We start from the raw sequence: 14,187 nt of genomic DNA on the forward strand, positions 1-14,187 counted from the left end.
GGCGGACTTGAACCGCCACGCCCGAAGGCAACGGATTTTGAATCCGTCGTGTATACCAATTTCACCATACCGCCAATTTATTTTCCTTAACAATATTTGAAACAACCTAATGGTTATTGCTCAGGAATGGTTGGAATTATACGGATGGAAGATGACTGTGCAAGTGTTAAATTTTCAAATTGGCTCAACCGCTGATAATTTCGCCATTAATCCCTATTTGATACACTTTAACCCTTTAAATGCAGCTAACAAATGGCTATTCTGCTTACAAATTTAGTGAACTAGAAGCCTTATGAATTCAACCAACTTAATTAAGCCTGCTGGGCTATTTCGCCGTTTCGCTGCAATTATCTATGATGCCTTAATAATCATAGCGGTAGAAATGATAGCGGTAGGTATTGTCGTTGCCACAATGGAAGCATTGCTTTCACAAGGGGCCATTAACTATGGCTCTTATGTTGATGCCAGTGACTTGCTCAATCACCACCCACTTTGGAGCATAATATTTCATGCTTATGTGGTATTCGTATGGGTTGGCTTTCTAAGCTACTTTTGGATGAAAGGTCAAACACTCGGTATGCGAGCTTGGAAATTAAGAGTACAAAATGAAGATGGGCGTAATATTTCTTTTGTTCAATCTTTGATTCGCATGGTGATGTCTTTATTTGGTTTAGGAAACTTAACCGTTCTCTTTGACCCTAAAAAACGAGCATTGCAAGACATGTGTGCCAAGTGTGAAGTCGTTCATTTGCCTCATGTTCAATGATTGTTCTATGCCAAGTGATTTCAAAATGTAGAAGTCATTAGGGATAGATACAGACCATAAAAAGGGATGCCAACGCATCCCTTTCTTCTTTATCTGCTTTCCACTCTACGGCTTACGCTTTTCTTCGCATCAACAATATAGCTATAACTAAGAAAATTAGGCTCGGTGCCAATGCGCCAACAATGGGGGGAATATTGTAAACTAAACTCATAGGGCCAAAGACTTCACTTGAGATGTAGAACGTAAAACCGGCAATAACCCCTGATAGAATCCTTGCCCCCATAGTAACGCTACGCAAAGGCCCAAATACGAATGACAGCGCCATCAACATCATGACTGCAATGGATAATGGCTGAAATACTTTACGCCAGAAAGCTAAATCGTAGCGAGAAGGATCTTGATCGGAATCTTTTAGATACTTCACATAACTGTACAAACCAGTAAGAGGAAGCTCCTCTGGCTTCACCGTCACGACCGCCAATTTGTCTGGGGTAAGCGTAGTTTTCCATTCATAATTATCGACTTGAGTTTTCGACAGCTGGATATCGTTATCCATTTTGGTAATTTGCACATCTTTCATCATCCAACGGTTGTCATTTTCATAACGAACGGTTTTGGATACTAGAATATCGTTGAGCTTCTTATCGTTATCAAACTGCCAAATACTGACGCCTTGTAGCTCATTCTCACCGCTTACACGACCAATATAGATGAAGTTATTTCCATCCCTTGCCCACACGCCATCACGGACAGACACAATATTGCCACCAGCAATCGCTAATGCTCGGGAGTCTCGTGCTAATTTTTGCGCTTGAGGCGAACCCCACTCCCCTAAAATCATCACCATTAACATCAATGGAATCGCTGTTTTTAATACCGACATACCAATGTTTAATTTTGAAAATCCAGCGGCTTGCATAACTACAAGCTCTGAACTTGCCGCTAACATACCCAGACCAATCAATGCCCCGAGTAATGCGGCCATCGGGAAAAACATTTCGATATCACGTGGAATACTTAATACAACAAAGTACAAAGCTTCCATTAGATCAAAAGTGCCTCGGCCAACTTTACGTAGTTGTTCCACATATTTAATGATGGCAGAGAGGCCAACTAAAGTTGCAAGACATAACGATGTAGTCGCAATAATGGTTCGGCCAATGTACCAATCAAGAATTTTAAACACGGCTCAACTTCCTTTTTCTTAATTTGTCCTTGAGACGACGAACGAACAAGCTGTCTAAACTATTTAAGAGAATGCCCGCCAACAATAAAGCGGCATTAATTGACCACATACCAAAGGCGGCAGGAACGGTTCCATCTTCAACTGCAGACTTCATTGCACTGATCGATAAAAAGTACGCTAAATAAATCAATACCGCAGGGCCTAACTTAGCAAAGCGACCTTGTCTAGGGTTCACTGACGACAGTGGCACGACAACTAAGGTGAGCAATGGAATACAAACAATGAGGGTTAATCGCCATTGCAGTTCTGCTTTGGCTTCAAGATCATTTTGTCCTATCAATTCTTTGGTTGGAATCGCTTCCCATTTACGTTTCTTTTTCTGCACATCACGCTGGCCAATTAATGCGGAATATTCGGCATAATTGGTATTTCTATAATCCAGAGAATTCGGTATACCTTCATAACGCACACCATCATTGAGTGTTAGGATTTGTCGGCCATCAGAAAACTCTTTTACCACACCAGAGTTGGCAAACATCACGCTTGGGCGAATTGAATCTCTTGGTTCGGCTTGAGCAACGAAAACATTGGTGAGCTTTTTATCCTTAATATCATCCACGAAAACAACAGCACTACCATCAGGAGAGGATTGAAATTGGCCTTTTTTCAATAAATCGATACTGCTCGTAGAGGCCACTTGTTCTAAGAGTTGAGTGACTTTTTCTTGGCTCCAAGGTGAGAGCCATAAAGAGTTGAACCCTGCGATCACCCCTGTAATTAAAGCGAGGTATAACGCGGCATGTACCAGAAATTTATTACCAATGCCGGTAGCGTTCATCACGGTAATTTCACTTTCTGCGTACAGACGACCAAACGTCAGTAGAATACCGATATAGATACTTAAAGGCAGCATGAGTAAGCCCATTGACGGCATATTCAAACCGACAATAGATAAGATCATGCTCGCGGGAATATCGCCATCGGAGGCTTCCGCAAGCACACTAATAAATTTTTGGCTCAAGAACACGAGAAAAAGCACAAAGAAGACGGCGAACTGGCTTTTGAGTGTCTCGCGGATCAAATATCTAACAATAATCACGCAGCATTACCTATACAAAACTTGTTTTTTTGGCGGAATCACTATAGTTTTCCGATGAGTCTATTATTTTTGATAATTTTTAACTATATTATTTTGTAAATATCGGGTGAGTTTTCACCAAAACTCGATTTTTCTTTTTGAAGACTAAATGTTGCTGGCTTAATTCTAGAACAGTTTACTAACTGATTGATAGAGAATATGCATTATCCAACATTTAGTCCTACTTGTCTTTAAGATGTAGGAGTACGCATGGAGTTCAGTGTAAAAAGTGGCAGCCCAGAAAAACAACGCAGCGCCTGTATTGTCGTTGGTGTGTTTGAGCCACGTCGCCTTTCTCCTGTCGCCGAGCAGCTAGATAAGATTAGCGACGGCTACATTAGTTCATTATTACGTCGAGGTGATCTCGAAGGTAAACCTGGTCAAATGTTACTGTTGCACCAAGTGCCGGGCATTTTATCAGAGCGTGTTCTACTTGTCGGTTGTGGCAAGGAACGTGAACTGGGTGAACGCCAATACAAAGATATCATCCAAAAAACCATTGGTACACTAAACGATACCGGTTCAATGGAGGCAGTATGCTTCTTAACCGAACTGCATGTCAAAGGTCGTGACACATATTGGAAAGTTCGCCAAGCAATTGAATCAACCAAAGATAGCTTATATACCTTTGATCAATTCAAAAGCAACAAACCTGAAACCCGTCGCCCACTGCGTAAATTAGTATTTAACGTACCTACTCGCCGTGAATTAAACCTTGGTGAAAAAGCGATTACTCATGGCTTGGCTATATCTTCAGGTGTGAAAGCATCGAAAGATCTTGGCAACATGCCACCAAACGTTGCTAACCCAGCTTACCTTGCGTCTCAAGCTCGTCGTCTTGCCGATGACTTTGAATCCATCACCACCAAAATCATTGGTGAAGAAGAGATGGAAAAGCTAGGCATGCATTCTTACTTAGCCGTTGGTCGTGGTTCACGCAATGAATCCATGATGTCCATCATCACCCATAAAGGTAACCCAGATCCAGAAGCCAAGCCGATTGTATTGGTTGGTAAAGGATTAACCTTCGATTCAGGTGGTATTTCATTAAAACCTGGCGAAGCTATGGATGAAATGAAATATGACATGTGTGGCGCAGCGTCTGTATTTGGTGCGATGAAAGCACTAGCAAAACTGAACCTACCAATTAACGTTGTGGGTATTTTGGCAGGTTGTGAAAATATGCCAGGTAGTAATGCTTACCGCCCTGGTGACATTCTAACGACGATGTCAGGCCAAACTGTTGAAGTATTAAATACTGATGCTGAAGGCCGTTTAGTATTATGTGATGCTTTAACGTATGTCGAGCGTTTCGACCCTGATTGTGTGGTTGATGTTGCGACTCTTACCGGTGCTTGTGTGATTGCATTAGGTCACCACATCAGCGGTGTGATAGCCAACCACAACCCTCTTGCACATGAAATCGTGAATGCTTCAGAGCAAGCTGGCGATCGCGCGTGGCGCTTACCGATGGCAGATGAATACCAAGAGCAACTGGCTAGTCCTTTTGCTGATATGGCAAACATTGGCGGTCGTCCGGGTGGCACTATTACAGCAGGCTGTTTCTTGTCTCGCTTTACTAAAAAGTACAACTGGGCACACCTTGATATCGCAGGTACTGCTTGGAAATCAGGCGCACAAAAAGGCTCAACTGGCCGCCCCGTTTCTTTGCTAGTCCAGTTCTTATTAAACCGCTCATCGGGTTCGCAAATCATCGAAGAGTAAATATTCTTCTTTCGATAGCATATTTAGCTACAATACAGGGGGCCTATTTGGCCCCTTTATTTTTTGTCTGCACCCAAATTTGGATAACCATTGTTGATGGCAATAGCAACCTTCTACATCATTGAACAAAACAGCACACAAGATCATATGCAAGGACATATCGATTATGTCATCTACCTTGCTGATTATTTTGCCTCACAAGGCGCAAAAGTGTATATCAATGCCCAAGATAGAAGCCAAGCAGAAGCTATCGATGAAAGCTTATGGCAAAGAGATCCTGAACAATTTCAAGCGCATAACTTAGTTGGAGAAGGCCCTCAATATGGTACACCGATTGAAATTGGCTTTAGTAAACTCAAGCCGCATCGCAATCGACAATTAGTCATCAACATGGCGAATGATGATACAAATTTTGCCGAGACCTTTACACAAGTGGTAGACTTCGTGCCTTGCGAAGAAAAAGCAAAGCAACTCGCCCGAGAAAGGTATAAAATCTACCGACAAAAAGGGTTTGAGATGCAGACGATAGACATAGAAAACGTTACTCGTAGCTCGAAAGAGCAAAGCACGTAAATCAAAAAACGTAGCGCCCTAGCCACGAGAAGCAAAGCGCTCAATAACCGTCAAACATTATAGTTAAAGCAACCTCTCTATTCTTTGTTGTTTTAACTATAACGTTTTACGTTTACAAACCATTATTTTTCACGCTCACAGTATCGATAAAAGAAGACTATGGAAAAGACATATAACCCAACATCAATCGAACAAGCTCTGTATCAGACTTGGGAAGAGAAAGGCTACTTTAAGCCACACGGTGACACTTCAAAAGAAGCTTATAGCATCATGATCCCGCCACCGAACGTCACGGGTAGCCTTCACATGGGCCATGCCTTCCAAGATACCATTATGGATACCTTGATCCGTTGCGAACGTATGAAGGGTAAAAACACCCTTTGGCAAGTCGGTACGGATCATGCGGGTATCGCGACTCAAATGGTGGTTGAGCGTAAGATCGCAGCAGAAGAGAACAAAACCAAGCACGATTACGGCCGTGAAGCCTTCATCGACAAGATTTGGGAATGGAAAGCTGAGTCTGGCGGTAACATTACCCAACAACTACGTCGCTTAGGTGCTTCCGTTGATTGGGATCGTGAACGCTTTACCATGGATGACGGCCTATCGGCCGCCACACAAGAAGTGTTTGTTCGTTTGTATGAAGAAGACTTAATTTACCGTGGCAAACGCCTCGTAAACTGGGATCCAAAACTGCACACGGCAATTTCAGATCTTGAAGTTGAAAACAAAGACAAAAAAGGCCACATGTGGCACTTTCGTTACCCATTAGCCGATGGCGCATTAACCGCGGATGGTAAAGATTACATTGTGGTGGCGACGACTCGTCCTGAAACCGTATTGGGTGATACTGGCGTTGCAGTCAACCCAGAAGATCCTCGTTATCAAGATCTAATCGGTAAAAATATCGTGCTTCCTATCGTTAATCGTTTGATCCCAATTGTGGGTGACGAACACGCCGATATGGAAAAAGGCACAGGTTGTGTGAAGATCACCCCTGCTCACGATTTCAATGACTATGAAGTGGGCAAACGTCATAGCCTACCAATGATCAACATCTTAACTTTTAACGGCGACATTCGTGACGCCGCGGAAGTGTTCACCACCAATGGTGAAATCAGTGATGTTTACAGCACGGATGTTCCGACTCAATACCAAGGTTTAGAGCGTTTTGCTGCGCGTAAAGCACTGGTCGCTGAAATGGAAACACTTGGTCTACTTGAAGAAGTCAAAGATCACGATCTCACCGTGCCTTACGGTGACCGTGGCGGCGTGGTGATTGAACCTATGCTAACTGACCAATGGTATGTCCGCACCGCTCCCCTAGCTGAACCTGCCGTAAAAGCGGTAGAAGATGGTCAGATTCAATTCGTACCTAAGCAATATGAAAACATGTACTTTGCTTGGATGCGTGATGTACAAGATTGGTGTATTTCTCGTCAACTTTGGTGGGGACACCGTATCCCTGCATGGTATGACAACGAAGGTAATGTTTATGTTGGCCGCACTGAAGAAGAAGTTCGCGCTAAACATAACCTCGCGCCTGTTGTGGTACTTCGCCAAGACGACGATGTATTGGATACTTGGTTCTCATCTGCGCTTTGGACGTTCGGCACACAAGGCTGGCCAGAGAATACCGATGCATTGAAAACCTTCCACCCATCAGAGGTGTTGGTATCAGGCTTTGATATTATTTTCTTCTGGGTTGCCCGCATGATCATGATGACCATGCACTTTGTTAAAGATGACGACGGCAAGCCACAAGTTCCATTTAAAACCGTTTACATGACAGGTCTTATCCGTGATGAAAATGGCGATAAAATGTCAAAATCTAAAGGTAACGTGCTTGATCCTATCGATATGATCGATGGTATTGACCTTGAATCTTTAGTTGAAAAACGTTGTGGCAATATGATGCAGCCTAAATTGGCGGCAAAAATTGAGAAAAACACACGTAAAACATTTGAAAACGGTATCGAACCTTACGGCACCGATGCACTTCGTTTCACCCTAGCAGCGATGGCTTCTACTGGCCGTGATATCAACTGGGATATGAAACGTCTTGAAGGTTACCGTAACTTCTGTAACAAGCTGTGGAATGCCAGCCGTTACGTGTTAATGAATACTGAAGATCAAGATTGTGGCTTTGCTACTGACGCAGAACTTGACTATTCACTGGCCGATAAATGGATTGAATCTCAGTTTGAAATCGCTGCGAAAGAATTCAACGCACATATCGAAAACTACCGTTTAGATATGGCTTCAAACACGCTATATGAATTCATCTGGAACCAATTCTGTGACTGGTACTTAGAGTTAACAAAACCGGTTCTTTGGAAAGGCAATGAAGCGCAACAACGTGCCACTCGTCGTACGCTTATTACCGTACTTGAGAAAACACTGCGTCTTGCTCATCCTGTGATCCCATACATCACAGAATCGATCTGGCAAAGCGTGAAACCTTTGGTGGATGGTGTGGAAGGTGAAACCATCATGACTCAAGCTCTGCCGCAATTTAATGCAGAGAATTTTGATGAGAAAGCACTCGCTGATATTGAGTGGGTAAAAGCCTTTATCACCAGTATCCGTAACCTGCGCGCAGAGTACGACATCGCTCCAAGCCAAGGCTTAGACGTAATATTTAAAGCCGCAGACGAAACGGATGTAGCTCGCCTTGAAGCGAATCTAAACGTACTTCAATCGCTTGCAAAACTAGATAGCGTTCAAGTGCTAAGCCAAGGACAAACCACCATTGATGGTCAAGAAATCCCAGCTTGTGCGACCTCACTGGTTCAAAAGTCTACCTTGATGATCCCAATGGCAGGCCTTATCGATAAAGATGCTGAACTGGCTCGTCTTGATAAAGAATACGCACGCATTCAAGGCGAAATCAAACGCATTGAAGGTAAGCTAAACAACCAAGGCTTTGTCGCAAAAGCGCCGGAAGCCGTGGTAGCTGCTGAGCGTGCTAAGCTTGAGGGCTACCAAGAGACCTTGGTTAAACTGGAAGAGCAGAAAGCAACGATTGCAGCGCTGTAAGAACCAGTATTCGTTACTGGTTGCTAGCCCCTAAATAGATGAAGAGATCGTAGTGAGAGCTGCGGTCTCTTTTTTTTCGTCTATCGTAACTGAAGATTCATACCTCGAAAAAGAAAAACGGTTTATCGATAATCCATAAGCAAAACGACCTAATCATCTTTCATCGTTTTTACCTATCAAACAAATAATCAAATCCGCCCTTTACGAAATGATAATTATTCGCAATACTGTACCTAAAGCAAACAGCCATTTCGGAGCTACTATGAAAAAGACATTCACATTCGCCATCTTACACTTCAGTGTTGCATTTACATTAGCGTATTTGTTAACAGGCGATATCATTCTTGGTAGTTTAATTGCTATGACGGAACCTATGGTGAACACCGTCGTCTTTTACTTTCATGAAAAAGCATGGCAGCAACTTAAATTCAACCGGATTGCATTGCTTTCACCAAGTAAAAAAACGGCAAGCTTTGCGATCTTCCACTTTAGCGTGGCTTTCTTAGTCACATACCTATTAACCGGTGATGCATTGATTGGTGGTTTAATGGCAACGATTGAACCTAGTATTAATACCGTCGTGTTTTATTTCCACGAACGTTTTTGGCAGCGTAATGAAAAAGCAAAGATCACGTTGCATTGTCACCACCACGACTTACATCAACATAGCCGTGAAATATCAGAATTACCTGAAGTGAATTCGCCAACTAAAGTGTATTAATCTCAACCCACATCATTGAAGATGTATAATCAAAAACTCCGAATCAAGGCTTTCCAAGCGCTCACTGTTACCCAGCGAGTGCTTTTCTTTTTTATAACCCAAGCTAGGGTTTTTCCCAATAAACACCCTATACATGTTGATACGAGTTAGGTATAAATAAAGCTTCATTTTTATTGGATTCATACTGTTATGACGCTTTATATTCGCCCAATCCAACCGCAAGATAACCCTCACATCGCTCAAGTAATCCGTGAAGTATCGGCAGAGTTTGGTTTAACGGCAGACAAAGGCTATAGCGTCGCTGATCCAACATTAGATAGTTTATTTGAAGTATACGACCATAAAAAATCGCAATATTGGGTACTGGTAGATGCGCAAGAAAATGTTGTCGGAGGTGCCGGAATTGCTCCCTTAGCAGGTAAACCCGAAGTATGTGAACTGCAGAAAATGTATCTTTCACCTCAAGCTCGTAACCAAGGCTACGCAGAAGAGTTACTCCATCTTTGTTTTGATAAAGCAAAAGTATTGGGATTCAATCAATGTTATTTAGAATCCACAGCGGAATTAAAAGCAGCACTCAGACTTTATGAAAAAATAGGTTTTATACACTTAGATGCACCTTGGGGAGATACAGGGCACAGTGATTGCGAAGTGATCATGGTGAGATCGCTATAACCAAGAAAGCCGATTATAGCGGGTAATGACTAACGCTTTGGCAATCAGACAGTGCAACATCAAAGTAAAAATGATAGCCGTCTAAATGAACATATAACTGAGTAGTCCCTTCTAACGCTTCTGTTGTTCCTTGCTTCATCACCGCTTGCTTTGGTGCTTCCATTTGGAAAATAGCGCTAACATAATCACTTCGTATGTCTAAAGGCACGGTGTACATCATCCCTTCGTATTTAATTTGCGTCGACACTAAGCCTGGTTTTAAGGTGGCATAATAGACATCGACTTTTAACTCACAACCACCACCGTGATGCCATATTTGCTCAGTCACCACATGATGCAAGCGAACATTACGCACCAAACGTAAGAACGGGGTTCGTGCAATCCCGATAGAGGTCGCTTCTTTTGTCTTACTAGGTTTTCCTAAATGACAAATCGTCGATTCATCCTCAATTAAAAAATCTTCATCTGGTTCTAAAAGTAATATCTCTATTCTATTTTTACCTAAATTCAAATATTCCTTAATATCTTTTTGATAACGATATTGGGAACCATCACAATCAAAAACCGCCCCCCCACCAACACGTACTTCGGCGTAATGGTTAATACCTTCAATAACCAGATCAATAGCGGCAAGTTCAAGCATGGCATCATCGACTTCAATATCGTGCATCAAATGCCATTCTTGCTCGGCAATATATTGCTCCGATAAATGATCGGGCAATACCGAACTAATCTTAGCCGGAAAAGCAATGTCATTTTGTGGGATAGATAAATCCGTAAGAGGAGATATTTGCCATAAGCCATCAAGAGGAAAGTGCATAAATGTCCGTAAAATACTCGTACTAGTCAGAAACCTCTAAGATAGCCAAGGCTGAAGTGCGGATTAAGGTAAAAATCACATATAAAAATACCAGCCGTTATGCTGGTATCTTTTATTGCTCAATAAAATGACTTATTCGTTTTCGTAATCGTCATTTTCTTCATCATAAATGGCATCTTCACCTTCATAGAAAGTGCCCCAGCCATCATAAATAATGTCGTATTTTTCCGCTAAGTTAACCAGTTTTTCAACTTGCTCGTCGATTAAAATTGGATCAAGTGCTGATTGCATAATCGCATCGCAACACAATACTTTGTCACCGTCTTCATCTTCCGTTTCTTCGGCTTCTAATACCTCAAAGCCCATTTTGAAAGCTTCAACAACGGCTTTTTCTAGTGTTTCGAAATCTTCTGCGAAAAGGTGGTGCTCGATATCATATAACGCTTCTGGATCACTGCCATCTTCGATCAATGCTGCGATGATGTCGCGAGTTTCTTCTTTTTGAAATTCAATCAGCTCTTCAACTGATAAGTAATCGTCTTGCATAGATTGATCATTGTTAGACATAATCAGTGCTCCAATGTGGGCTAAATTTTAGAAGGCGTATTTTGCCATGAAATCACAGTCTAAGTAAGAGCAAATCAGCCAGCTGATAATAAAAATAGACTAAGTACCGCAACACCGCATCAATTTCAGTTGATCTTAGTGATTTCACTTTAATTTAAAGCTCATAGCCTCATAATAAGAACTTAAAACCCATGTTGCATATCACGCACTAAAAAGTAGATAAAAATTCACTTTATTGGCATTTTTATGTATAACTGTTTTTTAAGTTTGTATAACAAGGATACCACTATGGCTTTCAATCTCCGTAATCGTAATTTTCTCAAGTTGCTTGATTTCACCCCGAAAGAAATTCAATTTCTATTGGAGTTATCCAACGATTTGAAGAAAGCCAAATATGCGGGTAGTGAAAAAAAGACCTTAGTCGGTAAGAACATTGCACTTATCTTTGAAAAGTCATCGACACGTACTCGTTGTGCATTCGAAGTCGCAGCTTTTGATCAAGGCGCGCAAGTTTCATATCTTGGCCCTTCTGGCTCTCAAATAGGCCATAAAGAATCCATGAAAGATACTGCCCGCGTTTTAGGGCGTATGTATGATGGCATTGAATATCGTGGCTATGGACAAGCGATTGTAGAAGAGCTCGGTGAGCATGCTGGTGTTCCTGTTTGGAATGGTTTAACCGACGAATTTCACCCAACTCAAATTCTTGCTGATTTCTTAACCATGCAAGAATACAGCCGTGGTAAACAATTGCATGAAATCACTTTCGCCTACCTTGGAGATGCTCGCAACAATATGGGGAACTCCTTAATGGTTGGCGCAGCAAAAATGGGCATGGACATTCGCTTAGTGGCTCCTAAGGCGTTCTGGCCAGAAGACGCATTAGTGGCTCAATGCCAAGAGATCGCTCAGCAAACGGGTGCCAATATAACGTTAACCGAAGATGTGAACGCTGGGGTTAAAGGTTGCGATTTCTTATATACCGATGTGTGGGTTTCGATGGGTGAAGCCGCCGAAGCTTGGGATGAGCGCGTTGCCTTGATGACACCTTACCAAATCAACATGAATGTGATTAAAGCGACCGAGAATTCACAAGTGAAATTTATGCACTGTTTGCCTGCATTCCACAATGATGAAACCACCGTAGGTAAAGAAGTAGCAGAAAAATATGGCATGAAAGGTTTAGAAGTGACAGACGATGTTTTTGAATCGGATTACTCGATTGTATTTGATCAAGCAGAAAACCGTATGCACACCATTAAAGCAGTTATGGTTGCGACGCTTGGCCATTAATTGATTTGCATATAATCTAGGTGAGAACAACGCAATCGCTTGCGCTCGTAATAATTGGGAGTATAATTTTCGCCAATTATCGAAAGGAGTGAGTAATGCGACAGTTGAGTCAAAACACCAAATTTTGCGTCAAGCAAATAGGCTTGTTTGATTCTGTTATTGCTTCCATTCCGTAACGATTTAGCCTCCTTTTTTAGGGAGGCTTTTTTGTACCTGTCCGTAATGAAATTGGCAGGTATTCATTGTCTTGTGTATGCGTAAATAAGGACAAATCATGGCGAACTCGCTCTATCAAAAGCATATTATTTCCATCCCTGAACTGTCTCGTGAAGAGCTTGAATTAATCATTCACACTGCCGCTCAAATAAAAGCGGAACCACAACCTGAGTTAATCAAAGGCAAAGTTGTCGCCAGCTGTTTCTTTGAGCCTTCTACTCGTACTCGCCTTTCTTTTGAAACGGCTATCCAACGTATTGGTGGCAGCGTGATCGGCTTTGATAACGCAGGCAATACATCTCACGCTAAAAAAGGGGAAACACTGGCCGATTCCATTCGTATTATTTCCTCTTATGTCGATGCGTTTGTTATGCGTCACCCACAAGAAGGCGCAGCAAGACTTGCGTCTGAATTTTCAAACGATACGCCTATCATCAATGCAGGTGACGGTTCTAACCAACATCCAACGCAAACTTTGCTCGATTTATACAGCATCTATGAAACACAAGGCACATTGGACAATATCCGTATCGCTTTTGTGGGGGATTTAAAATACGGACGTACTGTTCATTCATTAACCCAAGCTCTGGCTAAGTTTAATAATGTTCGCTTCTACTTTGTCGCGCCAGAAGCACTCGCCATGCCGGATTATATTTGTGAAGAATTAGACGATGCGGGCATTATCTACAGCCTGCATAGTGAAATAGAAGAAGTGATTCCAGAGCTAGATATCCTATACATGACACGCGTACAAAAAGAACGTTTTGATGAATCAGAATACGCTCATATCAAATCAGCCTTCGTGCTAACGGCCGCGTCATTAAAAGAAGCCAAAGATAACTTAAAGGTTCTGCACCCTCTTCCGCGTGTTGATGAAATCACGGTAGATGTCGATAAAACGCCATACGCCTATTATTTTGAGCAAGCAGAAAACGGTGTTTACGCGCGTACTGCATTGCTTGCTTTAGTTCTTAACCCTACCCTGTAATCACGGAGACCGAATCATGTCTAAACAAAATCAATTGCAAGTTGAAGCAATTAAAAACGGTACCGTGATCGACCATATTCCTGCGCATGTCGGTGTAAAAGTGCTGAAGTTATTTAAGATGGATAACTCGAATGAGCGCGTCACCATTGGTCTCAACCTACCTTCTTCTGCTTTAGGAGCAAAAGATCTACTTAAAATTGAGAACACCTTTATTTCAGAAGAGCAAGCACAAAAACTAGCGTTGTACGCCCCTCATGCTACGGTTAACCAAATTGAAAACTATACAGTGGTTAAAAAGATCGCGTTAACCCTGCCAAAACAAGTGACCGATGTATTTAACTGTGCGAACAGCAATTGCATTACTCACAATGAACCGGTCGCAAGCAGCTTTAGTGTCGTCGAAAAGAAAGGTGACATTCGTTTAAAATGCAAATACTGTGAAAAGAGTTTCTCACGAGAAATCATGACTGAGAAATAACG

13 protein-coding genes are annotated in these 14,187 nt (G+C 42.1%); 9 read left to right on the forward strand and 4 right to left on the reverse strand.

What is annotated here, in order from left to right:
- Positions 1 to 292 precede the first annotated feature (292 nt).
- A complete protein-coding gene (locus A1QC_RS02810) occupies positions 293 to 766 on the forward strand; it encodes an RDD family protein (protein ID WP_017026397.1) in 474 nt (157 codons plus the stop codon).
- A 112-nt stretch (positions 767 to 878) separates the two neighbouring features.
- Here A1QC_RS02810 and lptG read toward each other — a convergent pair whose 3' ends face one another.
- Positions 879 to 1,952, reverse strand: a complete 1,074-nt coding sequence (gene lptG / locus A1QC_RS02815) for an LPS export ABC transporter permease LptG (protein WP_017026398.1) — start codon at positions 1,950 to 1,952, stop codon at positions 879 to 881.
- Positions 1,945 to 3,051: an LPS export ABC transporter permease LptF gene (lptF, locus tag A1QC_RS02820; RefSeq protein ID WP_017026399.1), complete on the reverse strand. Its 1,107-nt coding sequence runs from the start codon at positions 3,049 to 3,051 to the stop codon at positions 1,945 to 1,947. The genes lptG and lptF overlap by 8 nt, the downstream gene beginning before the upstream one ends.
- A gap of 249 nt (positions 3,052 to 3,300) precedes the next feature.
- On the opposite strand from lptF, the gene pepA reads away from it, so the two are divergent.
- The 5 genes from pepA (at position 3,301) to A1QC_RS02845 (ending at position 9,823) form a co-directional block, all read left to right on the forward strand.
- Positions 3,301 to 4,815 carry a leucyl aminopeptidase gene (gene pepA / locus A1QC_RS02825; RefSeq protein ID WP_017026400.1) on the forward strand — a complete coding sequence of 505 codons (1,515 nt, stop codon included), beginning with the start codon at positions 3,301 to 3,303 and terminating at the stop codon, positions 4,813 to 4,815.
- Positions 4,816 to 4,911: 96 nt separating this feature from the next.
- A complete protein-coding gene (locus A1QC_RS02830) occupies positions 4,912 to 5,388 on the forward strand; it encodes a DNA polymerase III subunit chi (RefSeq protein ID WP_017026401.1) in 477 nt (158 codons plus the stop codon).
- A gap of 159 nt (positions 5,389 to 5,547) precedes the next feature.
- Complete coding sequence (locus A1QC_RS02835) at positions 5,548 to 8,427, forward strand: valine--tRNA ligase (RefSeq protein WP_017026402.1); 2,880 nt, start codon at positions 5,548 to 5,550, stop codon at positions 8,425 to 8,427.
- 262 nt (positions 8,428 to 8,689) lie between these two features.
- A complete protein-coding gene (locus A1QC_RS02840) occupies positions 8,690 to 9,148 on the forward strand; it encodes a DUF2061 domain-containing protein (RefSeq protein ID WP_017026403.1) in 459 nt (152 codons plus the stop codon).
- A 177-nt stretch (positions 9,149 to 9,325) separates the two neighbouring features.
- Positions 9,326 to 9,823: a GNAT family N-acetyltransferase gene (locus A1QC_RS02845; protein WP_431305834.1), complete on the forward strand. Its 498-nt coding sequence runs from the start codon at positions 9,326 to 9,328 to the stop codon at positions 9,821 to 9,823.
- Between the two features lie 13 nt (positions 9,824 to 9,836).
- Here the strand turns inward: A1QC_RS02845 and A1QC_RS02850 are convergent, their stop codons facing one another.
- Entirely contained in the window at positions 9,837 to 10,643 is an 807-nt protein-coding gene (locus A1QC_RS02850) for a glycosyl hydrolase 2 galactose-binding domain-containing protein (protein ID WP_017026405.1), read from the reverse strand.
- Between the two features lie 132 nt (positions 10,644 to 10,775).
- Entirely contained in the window at positions 10,776 to 11,210 is a 435-nt protein-coding gene (gene rraB, locus A1QC_RS02855; protein ID WP_017026406.1) for a ribonuclease E inhibitor RraB, read from the reverse strand.
- A gap of 288 nt (positions 11,211 to 11,498) precedes the next feature.
- On the opposite strand from rraB, the gene argF reads away from it, so the two are divergent.
- The 3 genes from argF (at position 11,499) to pyrI (ending at position 14,185) form a co-directional block, all read left to right on the forward strand.
- Positions 11,499 to 12,503 carry an ornithine carbamoyltransferase gene (gene argF, locus A1QC_RS02860; RefSeq protein WP_017026407.1) on the forward strand — a complete coding sequence of 335 codons (1,005 nt, stop codon included), beginning with the start codon at positions 11,499 to 11,501 and terminating at the stop codon, positions 12,501 to 12,503.
- 274 nt (positions 12,504 to 12,777) lie between these two features.
- The gene (pyrB, locus tag A1QC_RS02865) at positions 12,778 to 13,707 is read left to right on the forward strand and encodes an aspartate carbamoyltransferase (protein WP_017026408.1); all 930 of its coding nucleotides are present in this window, start codon (positions 12,778 to 12,780) and stop codon (positions 13,705 to 13,707) included.
- 16 nt (positions 13,708 to 13,723) lie between these two features.
- Positions 13,724 to 14,185: an aspartate carbamoyltransferase regulatory subunit gene (gene pyrI / locus A1QC_RS02870; RefSeq protein WP_017026409.1), complete on the forward strand. Its 462-nt coding sequence runs from the start codon at positions 13,724 to 13,726 to the stop codon at positions 14,183 to 14,185.
- Positions 14,186 to 14,187: the final 2 nt, after the last annotated feature.

This window comes from Vibrio rumoiensis 1S-45 (assembly GCF_000286955.2).
GTDB classification, from domain to species: Bacteria; Pseudomonadota; Gammaproteobacteria; order Enterobacterales; family Vibrionaceae; genus Vibrio; species Vibrio rumoiensis_A.

What these genes read in the sequence shown, in the direction of transcription:
- A1QC_RS02810 (WP_017026397.1), top strand. Translation starts at nt 293, where the DNA reads ATGAATTCAACCAACTTAATTAAGCCTGCTGGGCTATTTCGCCGTTTC.
- pepA (WP_017026400.1), top strand. Translation starts at nt 3,301, where the DNA reads ATGGAGTTCAGTGTAAAAAGTGGCAGCCCAGAAAAACAACGCAGCGCC.
- A1QC_RS02830 (WP_017026401.1), top strand. Translation starts at nt 4,912, where the DNA reads ATGGCAATAGCAACCTTCTACATCATTGAACAAAACAGCACACAAGAT.
- A1QC_RS02835 (WP_017026402.1), top strand. Translation starts at nt 5,548, where the DNA reads ATGGAAAAGACATATAACCCAACATCAATCGAACAAGCTCTGTATCAG.
- A1QC_RS02840 (WP_017026403.1), top strand. Translation starts at nt 8,690, where the DNA reads ATGAAAAAGACATTCACATTCGCCATCTTACACTTCAGTGTTGCATTT.
- A1QC_RS02850 (WP_017026405.1), bottom strand. Translation starts at nt 10,643, where the DNA reads ATGCACTTTCCTCTTGATGGCTTATGGCAAATATCTCCTCTTACGGAT.
- rraB (WP_017026406.1), bottom strand. Translation starts at nt 11,210, where the DNA reads ATGTCTAACAATGATCAATCTATGCAAGACGATTACTTATCAGTTGAA.
- argF (WP_017026407.1), top strand. Translation starts at nt 11,499, where the DNA reads ATGGCTTTCAATCTCCGTAATCGTAATTTTCTCAAGTTGCTTGATTTC.
- pyrB (WP_017026408.1), top strand. Translation starts at nt 12,778, where the DNA reads ATGGCGAACTCGCTCTATCAAAAGCATATTATTTCCATCCCTGAACTG.
- pyrI (WP_017026409.1), top strand. Translation starts at nt 13,724, where the DNA reads ATGTCTAAACAAAATCAATTGCAAGTTGAAGCAATTAAAAACGGTACC.